Source organism: Francisella orientalis FNO12, assembly GCF_001042525.2.
Lineage (GTDB): Bacteria > Pseudomonadota > Gammaproteobacteria > Francisellales > Francisellaceae > Francisella > Francisella orientalis.
Map to the genome: position 1 here is coordinate 1,090,229 of NZ_CP011921.2, position 19,777 is coordinate 1,110,005.

Sequence of the window (19,777 nt, forward strand, 5' to 3'; positions counted from 1 at the left end):
AATCACCCCTTGTACATAAAAAATTATAGGCTATAAGATACCTAAATATTAATATTATTGCAACTATTATCTGCTATCATTTTTGGACCTTCGATTCAATAATCTTAGGTGTTATAAAAATCAAAAGCTCTGCATCTCTATCTTCTATTTTAGTATAACTAAATAAATAACCTAAATAAGGTATATCACCTAAAAAAGGTATTTTATTACGCGCTTCTGCTTGCTCTTTGGTATAAATCCCACTAATCACTACAGTTTCACTATCTTTAACCATTACTTTGGTTGTTACTTCTCGTTTATTGATTATAGGAGGTAAGTCTTCACCTGTTGAGGTTTTACCTGAAGATGCACCAACACTATTTTTTGTTATAAGTACTTCCATCACAATATTACCATCTGGTGCAATTTGAGGAGTAACTTGAAGCTCTAGTACTGCCTCCTAGAATGCTACAGATGCAGCACCTGAAGCTGTTGCTTGTTGATATGGTACATCTTTACCATCTTTAATAAATGCAGTTTCATTATTAGAAACAACCAAATGAGGTGATGATACTAGGTTAGCTAATGATTCATTCTCAAGAGCTCTTATCTCCATTTCTAACTGAAGACCTCCCGCTATAGTATAGGCTAGATTTAAAGTACTAGCAACAACAGGATTCTGTTCTCCAGGTTTTGGAGCTGTATTAGAAAATGTACTAAGTCCTAAGTTAACATATGGATCATAATTGATATTGTAATTAAAACCTAGCTCTAAACCACTTGTTCTAGAAACTTCAACAATTCTTGCCTCTATAAGTACTCGATCATTTGGTATATCAATTTCATTTATAACATTTCTAATTAGTGGAATTTTTTCTTCGGTATCAGTTACAATAAGAGTATTTGTACAAGTATCTGAAGTTATACTACCTCGCGGTGACATAATCCCACCATTTTGTTTTGCCATAGAAGTAATAACTGTTTGCGCTGCTTGGGCTGTAGTGTAGTTTAAAGGAATAAACTCTGTTACTAATGTCGCATTATTTTCTAATGATCTTTTTGTTTGTAGCTCTAGTTGTTCTTGAGCTGCAATTTCAGCTGCTGTAGCAACATATAGGATGCTACTCATTTTTTTAGTAGCTAAATCTTTACTACAAGAACAATATTCATTACTTCATTCCATGGAACATTTTTAAGATCGATCGACATATTTCCACGCACACTACTACTGACAACTAGATTTAATCCTGCGAACTCTGATAGAACTTGGAGAACTGTCTGTACAGGTGTATCTTTAAATAATATTAATATAGGTTCATTAACATTAAAGCCTTCAACACTGCTATTACGTCTATCAATTTTAAATTTAAAAGTATTACCTTCTTTAAAATCACTCAAAGCAATTCTGTCTAAAGAATGAATAACAAAAACTACATTTCCATTATATTTGAGAATTTTGATCGAATCCACTATTGTATTGAATACTTTAGTATCAATATTACTAACCCATTTATCAGAAATAGTAGTATCATTGAAAGTTATAGTAAGAGTATAACCATCTCGAGATAGTTTGGTCTTATATCCAGCAAAATTACTAATATTTTCTTCAAAAACAACATCAAACACTGCACTACCATTAAGGCTTCGATGAAACTCTAGGTCTTAATATGTTTACTATAATTTGTAGTTTTATTTTCATCTCTTCCAACAACTTTAGTTTCTGGCGGTTTAGTCTCTTGAAGCTGATTTGCTGATGTTTGACTGTTATCTTGCGAGTCTGCAAATGAAGTTTCATAACCTAGTAACCCCAAAAATAGAGTCAAAACAGTTAATAATTTATTATTTCTAAAAAAACATTAATTCACCCTAATGTATAACAACTTGAGCTTTTTGCCAAACTCTCTTTTGATCATCTTTTTTCCATTCATCAACTACAATACCTTCTTTAGTAATACTTTCGACTTTTCCATAATTTTGTCCAATCAACTCGCCTTCTTTTACATATATTGGCTTAGTTTCCATTGATTTTTCTACTACACCCCATATTTGATTATTTTGGGAGACTGTCCCTTTAAACTTAAAAGAACTTAATGGATATTGTTGTAAGCTTGTAGGCTTAGTATTCATAACTTCTTTGAGTTCCTCTGGAATAATTATTGGTTTGAGTTTAACAACTTCTTGTTTCTATTTAACTCCTTTAATAGGTACTCTTTTTTCAAAAGGTAGCGTATGGTCTATATTAAAAACATTACGTATCTTCGATAATCTCTCAAAAGTTAATGTATCACCTTTATATTCAGGAATATCTATTTTTTCTGAGCTCTTCATACTTTTAGTACTATTCTGAATAAGTTGATTAACTTGGTCTATTCTAGTTTCATAACTAGCATAGCAGTAGCTATAACTAGTTATCATTAGCATCAAACATAAAAGTTTTAATCTTTGATATTTATTCATCTAAATTACACTCCTACTCCTTGACGTGAATAGGTCTGCAAATTTAGTTCAGTAACTATTTTAGAATCAGACTCTTTTTTAATATTTATATTAGTTATAACTGCTATATCTTTCATATCTATTAAAGCTACAAATAATTTAATCAACTGAGTAAAGTCACCTACTAATTTAGCTTTAAAATCTAACGCATATAGATCTAAATATTTATTCTTTTCAATCCCCGCTGGTGATAAATCAATAATTGTAATACCGGAGCTACGAATAGCTTCATTTAATGCTGATAAGAAAATAGGCACAGAATGGCGCTCAGGAATACTAAATTTTTCTTCAATATTATGCTTTTCTAATATCTTCACTTGTTCTTTAAGAGCTTCTAAATCTTTTTCTTTCTTAATAAGTCTTGGTATTTAAGATTCCATTGAGTTTATATGGTTTTCTCTTTGATTCGCTTGTGAAATCACTGGACTAACTAAAATACCATAGAAAATAAATAAAAATAATCCAAGAGCGATTATAAAGACAGGCAACTTAATCTTTAATGGAGCATCTATAACTATTATAGCGTACTTGTTAGATAAAAGGAGTTTTCTTATTTTATCTAACATTTTACACTTTCTCCCTTGAATGCATTACCCTCACCAAATTTAAATTCTAATAAAAAACTTCTTTGACCATTTTTCTCTGATCCTAAATTTTTAAGTTTAACTTTTTTAACTCTTAACTCAATTTATAAGTTTTTCATAAAAATTGAAAGTAATTTCAAATCTCTCACTTCACTTGTAACAACAATAATATCTGTATTTGCAACATAATTAATATTTGTAATATATAACTGATCCGTAATTGCTCTAGAAATTTTTTCTAAGCCAAGTAATATATAATATTGACCAGCTTTGATATTGGCTAAGTCTGAAGATACATCTAATAATTTATCTCTTTGACTTTTCACAGTTAGATATTCAGCTACGTTTTTATTAAGCTTAGTTATTTGAGTTTAGATGTATCTCTCTACTTTGATATCCTCATCACTAGACCACGAGAATACTACCGAAAGAATAAACATAGATACAAAAGCTACGAATATCATAAAACCAAGATCTATGCCTATATAAGTAAGCTGTTTTGGCGCCAACGACCACGTACAAAATTAAGATCTTTCATTACTTTTAGAGCCTCCTTCATAGCAATTGCTATTGGTAAAACATACCTATATGGTTGCTCTATATCTCCAAACTTTTGACAATCTATGTTTATGAATGGATCAAGTATTTTACAATTCTTTTGAGATAAATCCTTTATTGATTCGAAGATATTCTCAAAATTTTGTTTAATTCCATATACATAAACATTATTATCTTATTTTAACAGATTCATAACTTTTTAGTTCACCTTGTGGAGAAAAACTATAAATAGATAACTTATCTGAATATAACCCTAAAAAAACACTATCACTAGAGTATTGCGATATCTCACTAAGAAAAAGTTCTGAAACAAAGTTACTAATCGCAAGTTTATCTAGAACACAAACAGATAGTGCTCATTTTGCTTTGCTAGAAATACTATATAATCTTTTAATCTTTTCATTATTTTAATATAATATATAACTAAAGTACCATTACTCTCTAGTTAATCATAATAATCATACGCAATGTCTGTATAACTATCTGGAAAGCGTTTTTTAAGAAATATACATTTATATAAAAAAACACACCCTCTTTTTTTATTATTTCTAATGCTCTTTTATCACAAGTAATTTCTTCTTTAGTGACATCAATTTCATTGTAACTAGTAAATCCTAGTTTAACAAAGCGACCAAGCTTATTCTCCTTTATAATTTCTGCAACAACATTACCAACATACTCATTCGTCAATTCACCTTCAAAATAAGCTTCTAGAGCAAATACATGACTATTACAGCTTACTAATGTGTAATCCTCTCGTCTTTTATCAAGCTTCACGCTAGCTAGTGAACACCTATCGTATTCAATACCTAGAACTGTTTTTTGTGCTTTTTTGCGTCTTTTTTCAAGTAGTAACGATATCATAAAATTTCTTATAAAAAACTATAGCCTAAAAATAGACATTCTATTTCTAGATATATAAGTTTGTTTATTTTATAATTAAATCCATATTAAGTAAACTATAGTTTTAAAACGTTGAGGCTAAATTAACTATGCGTATAATACTTTTAGGTGCTCCCGGAGCTGGCAAAGGAACTCAAGCAAAGATAATCGAAGAAAAATATAACATTGCTCATATATCAACTGGTGACATGATCAGAGAAACTATCAAATCCAGAAGTGTAATAGGTCAAGAGTTAAAGAAAGTGCTAGATGCTGGACAATTAGTTTCAGATGAATTTATAATCAAAATTGTTAAAGATAGAATATCTAAAGATGATTGTAAAAATGGATTTCTACTAGATGGCGTACCTAGAACAATAACTCAAGCAGAAGAATTAGATAAATTGGGGGTGAATATCAACTATATTGTTGAAGTAGATGTTAAAGATAGTCTTCTAATCGAAAGAATAACAGGTAGAAGAGTTCATCCTGCATCTGGTAGAACATATCATACTAAATTTAATCCTCCTAAAGTCGAAGGTAAAGATGATGTTACTGGAGAGGATTTAATAACTCGTACCGATGATAACGAAGATACTGTTGGAGAGAGACTTTCAGTCTACCATGCTCAAACTTCTAAACTAATTAATTTTTATAGAAACTTCTCATCTACAAATACAAAGACACCAAAATATATAAAAATAGATGGTGATCAAGCCGTAGAAAAAGTATCTCAAGACATTTTTAGTCAACTTAAATAATTTCTAATTCAAACATTCTAATAATAATTCTGTAAAAGATATATACTCCAACTGCCCATGATATGACAAACCTATTTGGCAGTTACGGTTAAAGCTAACTCCAATTTCACAACCCTTAACTTGTGACTTAAGAGACTCTAAACTTGAAGCATTTAACTCCGGGGTTGTAAATCCTTTATCTCCTGCAAATCCACAACAGTAGATTTGCTCAGGAACAATTACAGAAGTACTACATCTTTTCAAAACTTCTAAATATTTATTATCCATATTCTGCTTACGAGTAGAACAATCAATATGCAAAGCTATTTTATTAAACTTTCGAGTTAATTTAAGATTATCTAGCTTATATATAATCAGATTATTAATATTTACAATATTTAAATTTCGACCTTCAGCAAAATTAGCACAAGAGCTATTATCAGTCACAATATAATCATATTGAGCATAATCTACACTCTGTCTTAATAACTCTTCAGAAGTATGTTGTTGGATATTATTCGCTTGTGAATTATACATTTGACCACAACACTGACTCTTAACCTTCTGAGGATAATTGACTTCAAAACCTAGCTTTTCTAGTATCAATTGACTTGGATATTTCAAATATCTTTTATTACTAGCAAAAATCCTATTGGGACAAGCTGGCACTAACAGTACTTTCGGTTTTAACTTGTCTTTAAGAGAGTTTATGAAACTTGCTGATTGGACTTTTGGCATAGTTTCTAAATATACGGGAATAGATTTAAAGTTATTATGTAATAACTTAGTCATATTCTGAAGATTTTTCTTTCCAATTAGATTGCCAGCTAAATTTCCCAACATAACTTTTTGTTTAGCTTTATTTATTTCTTTGTCATGGTTAACTAGCTTATTTTGTAATTTTTTCTGACCAAGAATAAAATCACCTGTATCAATATCGACCGGACAACGTGTTTTGCACAAGCTTGTGGTAGCACATGTTTGTATACCATAGTAGTCATAGTCTTTGAGCCACTGCTGTTTTTGGTTACCATCGAGAGTTTGAATCTTACGTATAACTGTATTTCTTTGTCTTGGAGTTAAACTTAAGTTTCTTGATGGACAAACGGGCTCACAAAAACCACACTCCATACACTTATCGATTTTTTCATCAACACTATTTAACTCTTTAAGATTCTTAATATGTAAGCTCTTGTCCTTGGTAAGTTTAACATCTGGATTAAGAATATTTTTGGGGTCAAAAAGCTTTTTGATACACCACATAATATTTAAACATTTATCACCCCATTCCACTATAGCAAATGGTGAGATATTTCGACCGCTGCCATGCTCTGCCTTTAATGACCCATTATATTTTTCTGCCACTAATGAAGTAATATCTTGCATAAATTGATCATATTCAATCAACTGCCTTTCATCATTAAAATCTGGAGTAAGCACAAAATGTATATTGCCAGCTAAAACATGTCCAAAAATTGCCGCATTAGTATAATTATATTTAATAAATAATTGTTTAACATCTGTTATTAAACTAGGCAGGTTCGCTATGTTTACAGCTATATCCTCAATCAATACACTACTACCATTTGGTCTTTGTCCAGCAATTGTAGGTAGAACGCCCTTTCGTGCTTTCCATATAGTTTGAATCTCTCGTTCGTCTTGCCTAAAACCTACTTGATGAACTATATTTGTCTGCTCAATACTTTGATTTATTATCTCAAGCTTACTATCTAATTTATCTTGATCATCTTCAGATACTTCAACTATAATTGCAGCAATATCAGCATTCTCAAGATTTATCAAAAAGGGCTGTAACTCTGCTACATATGCTACTGACTTTAATGATAAATTATCAAGTAACTCAACAGATGATGGTGCATAAGGTTCTAACTGTGTAGTAAGTTTTACTAGTTCATCAAGACTTCCATATATCAAGTTCAAGGCTTTAAATCTATGATCAGCAACTGTATTTAATATCACATTACTCACAAAACCTAAGGTACCTTCTGAACCAATAATCAACCTTTCTATTATTTTTATGGGATCATCAAAATCTAAAAAGGCATTCAGGCTATAGCCACTAGTATTTTTTATTGAAAATTTCTTTTTAAGAAAATCAACAAGCTCCACATCATTTTTGATTTGATTATGAATTGATAATATTGAATTTATAATATCTTGATTATTATCTTTAAAGTTTTTGATACTACTAAAGTCAGATGTATCTAATATCTGACCATTTGCAAATACGATTCTCATTGAATCTAAAACTGCATAAGAGTTTTTGGCTATACAACAACACATTCCACTAGCATTATTTGCGATAATACCACCTATCTTAGCACTATTAATTGAACCAGGATCAGGACCAATTTTGCGATTATAGATTTTAAGATATTTATTAGCATTCTCTCCTATTATGCTAGGCTCAAGCTTAATCTTTTGACCATCATCAATAATTTGATAATCTAACCATGCATCAGATGCTAAAACTACAAGCACTTCATCAGTAACTGCTTGACCAGAGAGACTAGTTCCAGCAGCTCTAAACGTTAGCTTAATATTATGATGATTAGCTAATTTAATGATCTGTATTACTTCTTGCTCTTTTTTTACAATAAGCACTAATTTAGGTACCATTCTGTATAAACTAGCATCTGTAGAGTATGCATAACGAAGCAGCTCGTTCTCAACAATTTGTTTACTTTTTAAAAAGCCTCTTAGCTGAGATTTAAATTCATTTAACATTAGAAAGAATCTGTAGATATATACTTGATGAAAGTATACCTAAGATTATACTAAAGATTAATTATTTTTCAGTGAATGAAATATATTTAGCCAAATTACGAATAGCATTTTTATTTTTGAAATTTGACTTATGTAACTATATTCTGATTTTTTTATTCGAACCTTGCTGAACTGCGTAAATTATAGACCCAAGTATTTATAATAATGTGCTTTCTAATATCCCAAAAATCAGATTCTTCACTATTTATTATAAACATAAAGGACTCATTATCTGATTCATTTGGTAATATAATTGCTTCAATTATTTGCTTATTTAGTTGAGATTCAAAAATATTGATAATGAAATTAAAAATACTCCTAAATAAAAAATAAGGTTTTGATTATGATAACTACCGATCACGAAACTTGTGAGAAATATCAAACAAGAATAAACGATAACTCTATACTTTCGCGACTTTTTGATTTCTAATCGCTGCATATAACAAACATTTAGATTAGATCATATCCAAGTGACTTCAGAGCTCTTTCATCATCTGACCAGCCACTTTTTACTTTAACATGTGTTTTAAGATTGACTTTCATACCAACTAATCTTTCAATATCTATACGAGAGTCAGTACCTATTTTTTTAAGTTTGGCTCCTTTTGCTCCAATAACTATACCTTTCTGACTATCTCTTTCGACAAGAATACTAGCATAAATATCGACTATATTTTTTTCTTGATCAACCTTATAGCTATCTATTTCTACAGTTATTTGATATGGTACTTCATTACCTATAGTTCGCATAATTTTTTCACGAATTATTTCAGCAATCATAAACTTAATGCTTCTATCGGTGATTTGATCATCTTCATAGAAAAAATATTCTGATTCAGGCAAAAGTTTTTCTACTCTTGACTCTAGCTCATTGACATTATGTCCTTGCTTGGCAGATACATATATCACATCATAAAAGCTTAATTTCTCCTTAATTGACTCAATAAACATTGACGCTTCTAATGACTTTTTCTTATCAACTTTATTAACTACTAAAAATATTGGAACTTGCGAGTATTTTAATTTCTCTACTATATTATCCTCTAACTCAGTCCATTTACCTAACTCAACTACAAATAAAATCACATCAACTTCCTTTACCATAGCTGTTGCGGCTTTATTCATAAACTTATTAATCGCTTTAGGCTCATCTATATGAATACCTGGAGTATCAACATAGATAAACTGAGTGTCTCCAAGTGTTTTAATCCCAGTTATTTGATGTCTTGTTGTCTGAGGTTTACGTGAAGTAATACTAACTTTATATTTTAGTATGTTATTCAGTAACGTTGATTTACCAACATTTGGCCTACCAATAATTGAAATATAACCACATTTTTTCATAAAAGCTTCACAATAGAAATAATACATTGATTTTAGCAGGTATAAGCTTTAGAGTCGAAAATATTTAGTAAAGTTTTGAATATATAAGATTACAATTTAAGAAAATTTATAGACTAAAAATCATTTAGAAACATGTCGATTAACAAACTTAGAAAGTCTACTCATAGCCTCTTCTAACTCTGGCATTTCATTTGCGCAGCTTATTCTAGCAAATCCAGACAAACCAAATGCTGTTCCTGACATCATTGCAACATACTCTTCTTCAAGCAATGCATTACATAACTCCATATCACTGCTAAAGCTCGTGTGCTTGATTAAATCACGAATATCTGGAAAAAGATAAAAAGTACTATCAGCGCTTTTCACATTAACATACGGCATCTCTTTCAAACACTTTGCAACAAACTGTTCTTTTTGCTTGTATGAGTCAACAAAGTATTGCAAATCTTTAGCCGGCATCTCCATAGCGGTAATAGCTGCATATTGAGATATAGAGCAAGCACATGTAGCAGATTGTGATTGGAATTTTTTCATTGCATCATTTAGTAGTTTCGGAGCAATAGTAAAACCAACTCTCCATCCTGTCATAGCAAAGTTTTTTGAAACTCCACTAGCGATTACATATCTATCTGCTAGATCAGGAGCTACTTCTGTTATTAGAGTAATTTTATTATTGAAATAAAGCTGATCGTATATATCATCACCAATTATCCAAATATTAGGATATTTTCTGAGTAAATTAGCCAAATCTTCAATACATTTTCTTGAATAAATTAATCCCGTTGGGTTATTTGGCGAGTTAATAATAACAGCCTTTGTTTTTTCTGTAATATGCTTTTCTAGGTCTGTAACATCTATCTCAAAACTATTCTCAAACTTAGTTTTAACTGCAATCGGCTTTGCTCTTGTAAGAGCAATCATATCCGGATATGATACCCAGTAAGGTGCAAAGAAAATGGCTTCATCTCCCTCTTCTAAAATACAGTTAAATATATTGTGTAAACTATGCTTAGCTCCTGATGTTATACAGATTTGATCAGCAGCAAAATCAACACAATACTCTCTTTTATATCTAGCTGAAACTGCTTCTCGCAGCTCCTTAAGACCATCAACATTGGTATATTTTGTAATATTATTATTGATAGCTTCTATACCAGCTTGTTTTATGATATCGGGAGTACTGAAGCCTGGCTCTCCGATAGCGAGTGAAATAACATCGTGCCCCTGATCTTTTATTTGTTTTGCTAATGCTGCCATTGCATTAGTTGGTGAAGTCGAAACATTCTGAATCTTTGTGTTTAGTGATGCCATTTTAGTTCCTTATAACTTTTCTACTTTAAACTCATTATGTTTAATCTCAATGCAAGAGTAATTGTCTATATATGTGTACAAGTCAGAATCAACTAGGGGCTCTGATAGTACCAGATATCCATTTTTGAGTTTTTGCTTTTTTGACAGCTTTAGAGTTTCTATAATATCTTTATAACTTATGTAGTATAACGATGGTTCGTTACCAATGGTAGACATTTTTAGCGAATATGATATATGCCCATTTGAATATGCGATACTTGCTTTGACCTTTTCTTTTAGACCATTTCGAGCTTGGATATTAGTTATTTGCTCAATAGATTTAGCTATAGCTGAAGTTGGATTATCATCCATACCATTTGACAAAGCCAATAGAAAAATAGCTTCTGAATCAGTAGATCCAAATCTTGCTTTAAAATACAGTGGTTTAATATGTTGCTCAATCTCTTGACGAATATCATCAAAATCACCTATAGCGCCATTATGCATAAAAAGATGATTATCAAATACAAATGGATGAGAATTTACTCGAGATGTTGGAGCTATAGTACTTGCCCGAATATGTGCCATAAAGTTTCTACTTTTGATATGTTTAGCTATAGATATCAAATTTTGATTATTCCAAGCTGGTAATGAATCCTTAAAAACTCCTGGTTCTTTATGTAAACTTGTATACCAGCCAATACCAAAACCATCTCCATTAACAGAAACAGCACCTTGAGATGAATGTATACTTTGGTGTATGAGCGAATTCTCAGGATCTACTAACAAATCACTCATTTTAATTTTATCACCATGGTACATTAACCATCTACACATAAAATCACTCTCCTTTAGCTTTCCAGTGACTAGTCCCCCTCAAGTAAACTGGAAAAGTTTCTTGAGTTAAACTTTGACTTGATTTTTGCTTTTGGTACTTGTCAACGACATAATCTATAACATCACCTACATCAATCTTAAAATCCTCATTGATTATTTCTAGCTCAGTAATAGATTCCCCAACCAATTCATAACCTAAATATAGCTCTTTCGAATATTCCTCAAGTTTATAAACATTCTCAGAAATTATTTGATTTATTTGCAAATTATAAAGTCCCAAATAAAAATCACCCATTTTAGCATCGAGAATCACAGCTACTTTTTCTGATGTTGTTGGTATACTTTTGGCTAGCGCAAACATGCTCGAGAATCCTACCACAGGAATATCTAAACCGACTGCAAAACCTTGAGAGACTGCTGCTGCAAGTCTTACTCCGACGAAACTACCCGGTCCAACACCATAAGCTATAAAATCTAGCAACTTGATATCAGTACAAGAACTATCAAAGACACCTTTAATCATTTCTAGTACATATTTATTGTGTTGACGAGGAATTTCTCTAGTATCGTTATATATTTGACCATTTACGGATAACACCACAGAACAGTATTTACTCGAAGTATCTATTATTAAAAAATTCATCTTCTAATTAAAAACCAGTTTGATTTGATAATACTTATCTAAAACTACAAAACCAGCATCATAACCAACTTTGATCTCACCTTTCTTAAAACCCAGAGATTTAGCTTGATTTGTACTCGTCATCTTAACTGCATCATGTAAGCTACAGTTTGTAAATTTAATAAAATTTTCTAAAGCCTTATTCATTGTTAACACACTTCCTGCTAACACACCATTTTCTAATCTTGCTTGACCATCTTTAACAATTACTTTTTGACCACCAAGATCAAATACACCCTCTCCGGCACATTGTGCTGACATTGCATCAGTAATTAGAGCAATATTATCACTACCTTTGATTTCATAAGTAAACTTGACCATATCTGGATGAAGATGTATACCATCGACTATTAATTCTGCCAAAACTTTTTTTGACATCAGTAAAGCCGTAGTAGCCCCAGGGTTACGGTGATCGATGGGACTCATTGCATTGAATAAATGTGTAGCGTGCGAACATCCATGATCTACAGCTTCTAGAGCTTGTGCCATAGTACAGCTTGTGTGACCAATCGAACTGACAATATTATGATTATTACAAAAATCTATAACTTGCTTAGCATTTTCTATTTCTGGAGCAATTGTTATTTTCTTGACTAAATTATTACAAGCATTATGCCAACTTGCCATCTTAACAACATCTGCATGCTGTAAATAATTTGGATTCTGCGCACCAATTTTACCTGGAGAGATAAATGGACCCTCTAAATGAACTCCAACAATTTTTGAGCTTTCTATATGTTGATGCAAATTATAAGATTTAATTGCATTCATTGCTCTTAAAATATGGTCGTTTAAAGCTGTCATTGTTGTAGCAAGATAACTAGTAACGCCTTGCTTATATAATGATTTTGATATTGTATGTAAAGCATCTACATCAGCATCCATAACATCTGCTCCCATTGATCCATGTATATGAATATCTATAAATCCAGGAATTACATAATCATCAAAACTAAGTTCTATTACAGGCAAATTATATTCAGATGCTTTTATATCTTCATCTATAGCACTTATAACATTGTTTTTGATTACAATATCCTTATGGTCAAAACCATTCTTAGCATAAATTTTAGCACCTTTTATAATATAACTTTGCATATAGTTTCTCCAATGGGTAAAATCACACTCCATATTAACTAAATTTATATTTTTTATCCACAATGTTACATTGGTTTCCTGGGCATATGCATAAAGCTACCAAAGAGTTTCGCAAAAAAATGCCTTCCACTGATATTGCTATTGAAATAGTTGATGCACGTATTCCTGACTCTAGTAGTAATAATGTTTTAGAAGATATTGTTTGCGACAAACCTATAATAAGAATTTTGTCAAAAAGTGATCTAGCTGATCCTCAAATAACTAAACAGTGGCTTGATTTTTACAAAGGAAGTGCTATCGCAGTTAATACTTTACAAGATAAAAATATAGTAAAAAGAATACTTGTGTTAGCCCAGAAAAAATGTCCATCAAGAGGAACTGTCTTAAAACCTACAAGAGCTATTATATTTGGATTACCTAATGTTGGAAAGTCAACAATGATAAATAAGCTCGCTGGTCGTAAAGTTGCTAAAACAGGAAATGAACCTGCTGTAACTAAACTTCAGCAACGTATTGATATTAGTAAAAATTTCATGATTTTTGATACTCCAGGAATTATGTTCCCTAGTCCTAAAAGTGAAGCTAGTGGTTTTAGAGTTGCAAGTATAGGCTCTATTCGTGATACAGCTATGGACTACGAAGGCACCGCATACTATCTTATAGACTTTCTCAAACAGAAAAATACAAAAAATTTCTTATCGCGATATAATTTCATAACCGAGCAAGATTTCTTAGAAAAGCATCATCAAGAAATAATTAAAGATATTTCTGCCACAAAAACCAACTACAATGTAAAACAAGCAGCTACAAATATTATCCATGATTTTAGAGCTGGCCATTTTGGTAAAATTTCTTTAGAAGACCCTCAAACAATACAACAAGAAAAAGAACAACTTATTATTAATCAAAATGAGCAAGAAGATAATCTCCAATTGTCTTAAAATCAATATAAAGCTATCATATAGCATAGAATGGATATATTTACTTAAAATAATAATTAATGTCTGAATTAGAAAACTCTTCAAAAAAATCTAAAAAATTTACTCATATTAAAGCCAATATAAAAAATATTCTTGGTGCTCTACTGATTGTAGCTATGATTAGTGGTGGTGTCTACGGCATAAATAGCTACTTAGATTATAGACATAACAAGTTTCTCAAAGAATATAATGCTGCTATCACAGATATCAAAAATCATAATAGTAATGGTTATAACAATGCTTTTAGTATTCTCAAAGAGATCGTTGATAATAATGAAGCTACTGCTCAAGACTTTTTCTATTTAGGATACTCATATCAATATGGACTTGGAACTGAAAAAAATTACTTTGATGCTTATAAGTACTATAAAAAAATCAGCTTCTTTAAATTATCCTCAAGCTTTTTATCAAATAGGAACTCTTTATAAAGATGGTTTAGGTGTTAATAAGGATAATAAAAAAGCTATAGAATACTTCAGAAAATCGTATGACTTAGGTTATAAGAACTCAATAGTAGACTTAGCAAATATTATTAATTCTAATAACAATTTAATATCAACTACTGATCCAGAAATATTATATGAAATATATCTAGCTTATAAAGATGGTAAATTACCTAATGAGAATGATAAAACCCTAGATGAATATATTATAACAGCTGCTGCTAATGGTTATGAACCAGCGATAATTGTTCAAGCCCGTAACTTTACAGACAAAGGCGATAACTATAAGGCTCTAATGCTATGGCAAACATTATTATACAGCTCGAATCTTAAGGTAGCTGAACTAGCTAAAAAGGAAATAGTAAAAGTTGAGAATCTAGTTAAACAAGAAAGATTAAAAACTCTAGAAAAAGAAAGATTTAAACGTATAGAAATACAACAAAACTTACGTAAAAAGCAGCTAGAAGATGCTAAAAGAGTTGAACAGATACAGAAAAAAAATTGAATTTGTCTTATCAACACCAAAACAAGAAATAACTAATCTTAATGGATTAATCTATTTAAATCTCTCAAAAGTAAATAAAGGTCAATTACAACAATTTTATTCAGATACACTAAAAGCATCTATCAATATGAAGCTATTAAATACTAATGATAATCTAGACTATAGTTATATTGATGATTTTTTAATATTATCAAAATATATAGATGTTAGGTCATCTTTACGGTTTGACTTTGGCGAAAAAGCAAATAGCAACAAATATGAAGGTATTGTTTATCTTTTTTATAACAATGAAAGTAAATTGGTTAAACAAAGTACTCTTGCAGCAATTAAAAATATAAAGGTTAAAGAATTATCATTAACTCCAAAATTAATAAATACCCAAGAACAACAATTAGATAGCTCAAACAAGCCTATAAAAGAGAAAACGAAACAAAACAAAATAAAAAAACCTAAGACTTCGGTTGATAAAATTCAACTAACTTATGAGGAAAAAATCCAAAGAATGCAAATATTTGCTCAAAAAGACAACTTCAGACAATTATACAAATTAGAACAAGCAGCAAAAGATGGTGATGTTTATGCTATGTATTATGCTGGCGAATATTACTACAATGTAAAAGAGTATAAAACAGCTCTTAACTACTTCAATGAAGCTGCCGACAAAGGATATGGCCCTGCTTATTATAAGCTGGCTTCTTTGTATTATAATGAAGAGCAAAATAGTGTACCTTACGATAAAGAAAAAGCTATGTATTACTATAAAAAAGCGGCTCAGTTAGGCGTAAGAAATGCTCAGCATATTTTTAATGCTTATTGAATAAAATTTATTGATACTCACCTTTTTTCCAATGTTTACGACACACTGAAACATATCGAGTATCGATATCTTTTAAAGAATTATCATCAACAACTATTGGATTACCCTCTTTTATAGCTTTACCATTTTGCACCATCATATTAAAACTAGCTTTTTTACCACAGTGACAGATAGTTTTGACCTCTTCTAAAGTGTCTGCAATTGCAAGCAATAAAGCTGCAGTTTCAAAAGGTTGACCTAAATAGTTAGTTCGTAGTCCATAGCAGATAACTGGTATATCTAGCTGATCTGCAATATCAGAAAGTTGCCAGACTTGCTCTTGAGTAAAAAAATGTATCTCATCAATTAAAACACAATCTACCTTATGTTTTTCGTTATAGTCTTTGACAAATTCAAAGATGTTATCTTGATCCGTCAATGAATAAGCATCTTGATCTATACCTATCCGTGATTTAACTTTATTTAAACCCGCTCTTTTATCTATTGCTGAAGTTAGAACTAAAGGCTTTCTACCTCTATCTTCATAATTATAAGTTACTTTTAAGAGATCCAATGTTTTACCTGCATCCATTGCTGAATATCTAAAATATAATTTTGCCACTATTAAAACCCTTTATATTTTTTCCTAATAATATTAATCCCATGACGAATAGGTAAAACTAATGTTTCTAAATCATCTCTTTGACTTACATATTTATTAAAATCATCTAATGCTTTTGCTCGTTTATCTTGTGGATCTATCACCTCACCACGCCAAAGTATATCATCTACTATGATAACTCCTTTATCAGATAGCTTATCAATCAAAATATCAAAATACTGTTGCGTTTGTTTTTTATCAGCATCAATAAATGCTATATCTATCTGATCTGGTAGAGTTGGTAATATATCAATAGCATTACCTTTACAATACTCGATATTAGGATACTTTGCTATAAACTCTTTAGCTATAGTTTCACCTGATTGATTAGCTCTATCAATTGTATACACTTTTGTATTAGCTAATACTTCAGCCATAGCAATAGCTGACATTCCTGTAAATGTGCCAACATCTACACAAACTTTTGCTTGAGATGTAAATACAAAAAACTGTAATAATTTAGCTACTACCTTTTCTGATAACATCTGAGCACCATGAACAGACTCTTTTGTAGAATTATTTAAAAGATTAAGGTTGGCTGATAAATTACTCGTATGTTCAATACAGTATTGCCAAATACTATCTTCAGTAAACTGATTTTGTTTCATTACAAATGAAAATATAAAATAATTGACTCTGAGTATTTTGCATTAATGATAATCATTAGTCTAGAGACTTGCCGTGCTTTTAGTTAAATTTTATGATAGAATTTGCGAGCATTTTACTATAAACAACTTTTTAGTATTTAGAGAATAAATTAAATAACAGCATAAAAATTATAAAGGTTTCAGATCAATGAAAGAACAAAAAAAAGTTTTTATAAAAACTTTAGGTTGCCAAATGAATGAATATGACTCTCAAAAAATGCATGAGGTATTAGATGAGCATTTTCATATCGTTAAAACTGCTGACTATAAAGAAGCAGATATAATATTAATAAATACATGTTCTATTCGAGAAAAAGCCCAAGAAAAAGTATTCCATGAGTTAGGAAGATGGAGAAATCTTAAAAAGAAAAAAGAAAATTTAGTAATTGGTGTTGGTGGCTGTGTTGCATCTCAAGAAGGTGAAAACATTATCAAAAGAGCTCCATTTGTAGATCTAGTATTTGGTCCTCAAACTATTCATAGATTACCTGAGATGATCAAGAGAAAACAAAGCACTCAAGAATCTCAAGTTGACATATCTTTCCCAGAAGTTGAAAAATTTGACTTTTTACCTGAACCAAAAGCTGGAGGTGCTAAAGCATACGTATCAATTATGGAAGGATGTGATAAATACTGTTCATACTGTGTAGTACCATATACTCGTGGTCCAGAGGTTAACAGACCATTTGAGGATGTGCTTGGCGAATGTGTAGCTCTCGCAGAACAAGGTGTTAAAGAAATTACTTTATTGGGACAAAATGTAAATCACTACTTAGGTCCAATGGAAAATGGAGAAACTGCAGATTTAGCATTATTAATTCACTTCATCGCTGAGATAGATGGTATCGAAAGAATTAGATTTACAACTTCTCATCCTGTTGAGTTTTCACAAAATCTGATCGATGCTTACGGTAGTGTACCTGAACTAGCTAATCACTTGCATTTACCGGTGCAACATGGCTCAGATAGAGTTCTAATAAATATGAAAAGAAATCATACAATTCTAGAATTCAAACAAAAAATTAGAAAATTAAGAGCAATAAGACCAGACATTACTATTTCATCTGATTTCATTGTTGGTTTCCCAGGTGAAACTGAAGAAGATTTCCAAAAACTTATGGATCTAGTAAAAGATGTGAATTTTGATCAGTCATTTAGCTTCATATATAGCAAGCGTCCTGGCACTCCTGCTGCAGACTTACCAGATGATACTCCAATGGAAGTAAAGAAAGATAGACTAAAAAGACTACAAGACTTATTAAACAGTAATGCTCAAATCATTTCTAGACAAATGGTTGGTACAGAGCAAAGAATCTTAGTTGAAGGTACATCTAAAAAAGATGATAATGTTCTAGCTGGTAGAACAGAAAATAATAGAATTGTTAATTTCATAGGCGATAAGTCTTTGATTGGTCAGTTTGCTATGGTTAAAATAACAGAAAGCTTACCAAACTCTCTTAGAGGAGAGTTTATTTAATTTATGAATAAAACTCAATTTGTTCTAAAGCCCTATAATTACGATGTTATGATGCTACTTTGTGGTAACCTTGATGAAAATATTCGCGCAATTGAAAATTATTTTGATGTTGAAATTAAACACCGTGCTGATGATTTTGAGATAACAAGTGAATCAAGTGCTAATAATACTCAAGCAAAAAGATTTATTAAGTCATGTTATGCTGAAATTTTAGCTGGAAATACTGAACTTGATCTAGAGCAAATCACAACGATTCTAAATGCTACAGCAAAAGAAAAGGTAGCATCAAGTAATAAAGCTCAAAAAAAAGTTGAAGAAGCTGAAGTTCAATTACGAAGCAAAAAACTCAAAGCACGTACACAGAACCAAGCAATTTATTTAGACAATATCAAACATAATTTTGTTACATTTGGTGTTGGTCCGGCAGGTACTGGTAAGACATATATGGCAATCGCTTGTGCTGTATCTGCTTATGAAAGAGGTAAAGTTAGAAGAATAGTACTTGTTCGACCTGCTGTTGAAGCTGGTGAAAAGCTCGGTTTTCTACCTGGAGATTTAGCTCAAAAAATTGATCCTTACTTACGTCCAATGTATGATGCTTTGTTTGACTTCATGGGTGTCGAAAAAGTTACAAAACTAATAGAAAAACAAGCCATCGAGATAGCACCTTTAGCATATATGCGTGGAAGAACTATTAATGATTCTTTTATAGTCCTTGACGAAAGTCAAAACACTACTAAAGAGCAAATGAAGATGTTTTTAACAAGAATTGGCTTTAATACTACTGCTGTCATAACAGGAGATATAACTCAGGTTGACTTACCTAAGAATGTAACTTCTGGTTTAAGACATGCTCTATCAATTCTTGATAATATTGATGGTGTAGCTATTAGTTATTTAAAATCAGTTGATATTGTACGCCACCAAATAGTTCAAAAAATTGTAAATGCTTATGACAAGCATGAGGAAAATTTTGAGAGGTAATTATAAG

The 19,777-nt window shown here is 30.9% G+C and carries 14 protein-coding genes and 6 pseudogenes; 5 read left to right on the forward strand and 15 right to left on the reverse strand.

The genetic code is table 11. The features are described 5' to 3' along the window. Positions 1–76 precede the first annotated feature (76 nt). From FNO12_RS05620 to FNO12_RS05640, 6 genes and pseudogenes are all read right to left on the reverse strand, one after another. Positions 77–1,802, reverse strand: a pseudogene (locus FNO12_RS05620) (type IV pilus secretin PilQ). 43 nt (positions 1,803–1,845) lie between these two features. After that, a complete protein-coding gene (locus tag FNO12_RS10705; protein WP_231138750.1) occupies positions 1,846–2,106 on the reverse strand; it encodes a pilus assembly protein PilP in 261 nt (86 codons plus the stop codon). A gap of 57 nt (positions 2,107–2,163) precedes the next feature. After that, positions 2,164–2,436, reverse strand: a complete 273-nt coding sequence (locus FNO12_RS10710) for a hypothetical protein (RefSeq protein ID WP_231138751.1) — start codon at positions 2,434–2,436, stop codon at positions 2,164–2,166. Positions 2,437–2,441: 5 nt separating this feature from the next. Beyond that, a pseudogene (locus tag FNO12_RS05630) lies at positions 2,442–3,041 on the reverse strand (type IV pilus inner membrane component PilO). Next, a pseudogene (locus FNO12_RS05635) lies at positions 3,035–3,597 on the reverse strand (PilN domain-containing protein). Before FNO12_RS05635 ends, FNO12_RS05630 begins: the two co-directional pseudogenes overlap by 7 nt. 6 nt (positions 3,598–3,603) lie before the next feature. Beyond that, positions 3,604–4,481: pseudogene (locus FNO12_RS05640) on the reverse strand (type IV pili); the annotation flags it as partial. A 128-nt stretch (positions 4,482–4,609) separates the two neighbouring features. On the opposite strand from FNO12_RS05640, the gene adk reads away from it, so the two are divergent. Continuing rightward, a complete protein-coding gene (adk, locus tag FNO12_RS05645; RefSeq protein ID WP_014715605.1) occupies positions 4,610–5,260 on the forward strand; it encodes an adenylate kinase in 651 nt (216 codons plus the stop codon). A gap of 3 nt (positions 5,261–5,263) precedes the next feature. Here adk and FNO12_RS05650 read toward each other — a convergent pair whose 3' ends face one another. The 7 genes and pseudogenes from FNO12_RS05650 to nagA all read right to left on the reverse strand — a co-directional run bounded on the left by FNO12_RS05650 (position 5,264) and on the right by nagA (position 13,277). Beyond that, entirely contained in the window at positions 5,264–7,987 is a 2,724-nt protein-coding gene (locus FNO12_RS05650) for an FAD-binding and (Fe-S)-binding domain-containing protein (protein ID WP_014715604.1), read from the reverse strand. Between the two features lie 61 nt (positions 7,988–8,048). Then, positions 8,049–8,465 (reverse strand): annotated as a pseudogene (locus tag FNO12_RS11570) (hypothetical protein). An 11-nt stretch (positions 8,466–8,476) separates the two neighbouring features. Beyond that, complete coding sequence (era, locus tag FNO12_RS05660; RefSeq protein ID WP_014715603.1) at positions 8,477–9,370, reverse strand: GTPase Era; 894 nt, start codon at positions 9,368–9,370, stop codon at positions 8,477–8,479. 120 nt (positions 9,371–9,490) lie between these two features. Continuing rightward, positions 9,491–10,681 carry a pyridoxal phosphate-dependent aminotransferase gene (locus FNO12_RS05665; RefSeq protein WP_014715602.1) on the reverse strand — a complete coding sequence of 397 codons (1,191 nt, stop codon included), beginning with the start codon at positions 10,679–10,681 and terminating at the stop codon, positions 9,491–9,493. Between the two features lie 9 nt (positions 10,682–10,690). Next, positions 10,691–11,497, reverse strand: a complete 807-nt coding sequence (locus FNO12_RS05670) for a class II glutamine amidotransferase (RefSeq protein WP_014715601.1) — start codon at positions 11,495–11,497, stop codon at positions 10,691–10,693. 4 nt (positions 11,498–11,501) lie between these two features. Continuing rightward, positions 11,502–12,140, reverse strand: a complete 639-nt coding sequence (gene tsaB / locus FNO12_RS05675) for a tRNA (adenosine(37)-N6)-threonylcarbamoyltransferase complex dimerization subunit type 1 TsaB (RefSeq protein WP_014715600.1) — start codon at positions 12,138–12,140, stop codon at positions 11,502–11,504. A 3-nt stretch (positions 12,141–12,143) separates the two neighbouring features. After that, on the reverse strand, positions 12,144–13,277 hold the full coding sequence (gene nagA, locus FNO12_RS05680; protein ID WP_014715599.1) for an N-acetylglucosamine-6-phosphate deacetylase: 1,134 nt from the start codon (positions 13,275–13,277) through the stop codon (positions 12,144–12,146). A gap of 62 nt (positions 13,278–13,339) precedes the next feature. Between nagA and ylqF the strand changes: the two genes are divergently transcribed. Both ylqF and FNO12_RS11575 read left to right on the forward strand, forming a co-directional pair. Next, complete coding sequence (gene ylqF, locus FNO12_RS05685; protein WP_030005647.1) at positions 13,340–14,218, forward strand: ribosome biogenesis GTPase YlqF; 879 nt, start codon at positions 13,340–13,342, stop codon at positions 14,216–14,218. 59 nt (positions 14,219–14,277) lie between these two features. Next, positions 14,278–16,026, forward strand: a pseudogene (locus FNO12_RS11575) (tetratricopeptide repeat protein). Positions 16,027–16,029: 3 nt separating this feature from the next. On the opposite strand, the gene FNO12_RS05695 reads toward FNO12_RS11575, so the two are convergent. Together FNO12_RS05695 and FNO12_RS05700 are read right to left on the reverse strand one after the other, a co-directional pair. Further along, positions 16,030–16,623 carry a thymidine kinase gene (locus tag FNO12_RS05695; protein WP_014715595.1) on the reverse strand — a complete coding sequence of 198 codons (594 nt, stop codon included), beginning with the start codon at positions 16,621–16,623 and terminating at the stop codon, positions 16,030–16,032. 2 nt (positions 16,624–16,625) lie between these two features. After that, positions 16,626–17,270: an O-methyltransferase gene (locus tag FNO12_RS05700; protein ID WP_030005648.1), complete on the reverse strand. Its 645-nt coding sequence runs from the start codon at positions 17,268–17,270 to the stop codon at positions 16,626–16,628. Positions 17,271–17,457: 187 nt separating this feature from the next. Between FNO12_RS05700 and miaB the strand changes: the two genes are divergently transcribed. Next, complete coding sequence (miaB, locus tag FNO12_RS05705) at positions 17,458–18,786, forward strand: tRNA (N6-isopentenyl adenosine(37)-C2)-methylthiotransferase MiaB (protein ID WP_014715593.1); 1,329 nt, start codon at positions 17,458–17,460, stop codon at positions 18,784–18,786. Between the two features lie 3 nt (positions 18,787–18,789). Beyond that, positions 18,790–19,770, forward strand: a complete 981-nt coding sequence (locus FNO12_RS05710) for a PhoH family protein (RefSeq protein ID WP_014715592.1) — start codon at positions 18,790–18,792, stop codon at positions 19,768–19,770. The last annotated feature ends 7 nt before the right edge of the window (positions 19,771–19,777 follow it).

Coding starts and splice junctions, on each gene's coding strand:
- era (WP_014715603.1), bottom strand. CDS start 9,370: ATGAAAAAATGTGGTTATATTTCAATTATTGGTAGGCCAAATGTTGGT.
- FNO12_RS05650 (WP_014715604.1), bottom strand. CDS start 7,987: ATGTTAAATGAATTTAAATCTCAGCTAAGAGGCTTTTTAAAAAGTAAA.
- miaB (WP_014715593.1), top strand. CDS start 17,458: ATGAAAGAACAAAAAAAAGTTTTTATAAAAACTTTAGGTTGCCAAATG.
- FNO12_RS05670 (WP_014715601.1), bottom strand. CDS start 11,497: ATGTGTAGATGGTTAATGTACCATGGTGATAAAATTAAAATGAGTGAT.
- FNO12_RS10710 (WP_231138751.1), bottom strand. CDS start 2,436: ATGAATAAATATCAAAGATTAAAACTTTTATGTTTGATGCTAATGATA.
- FNO12_RS10705 (WP_231138750.1), bottom strand. CDS start 2,106: ATGAATACTAAGCCTACAAGCTTACAACAATATCCATTAAGTTCTTTT.
- ylqF (WP_030005647.1), top strand. CDS start 13,340: ATGTTACATTGGTTTCCTGGGCATATGCATAAAGCTACCAAAGAGTTT.
- FNO12_RS05710 (WP_014715592.1), top strand. CDS start 18,790: ATGAATAAAACTCAATTTGTTCTAAAGCCCTATAATTACGATGTTATG.
- tsaB (WP_014715600.1), bottom strand. CDS start 12,140: ATGAATTTTTTAATAATAGATACTTCGAGTAAATACTGTTCTGTGGTG.
- FNO12_RS05665 (WP_014715602.1), bottom strand. CDS start 10,681: ATGGCATCACTAAACACAAAGATTCAGAATGTTTCGACTTCACCAACT.
- adk (WP_014715605.1), top strand. CDS start 4,610: ATGCGTATAATACTTTTAGGTGCTCCCGGAGCTGGCAAAGGAACTCAA.
- nagA (WP_014715599.1), bottom strand. CDS start 13,277: ATGCAAAGTTATATTATAAAAGGTGCTAAAATTTATGCTAAGAATGGT.
- FNO12_RS05700 (WP_030005648.1), bottom strand. CDS start 17,270: ATGAAACAAAATCAGTTTACTGAAGATAGTATTTGGCAATACTGTATT.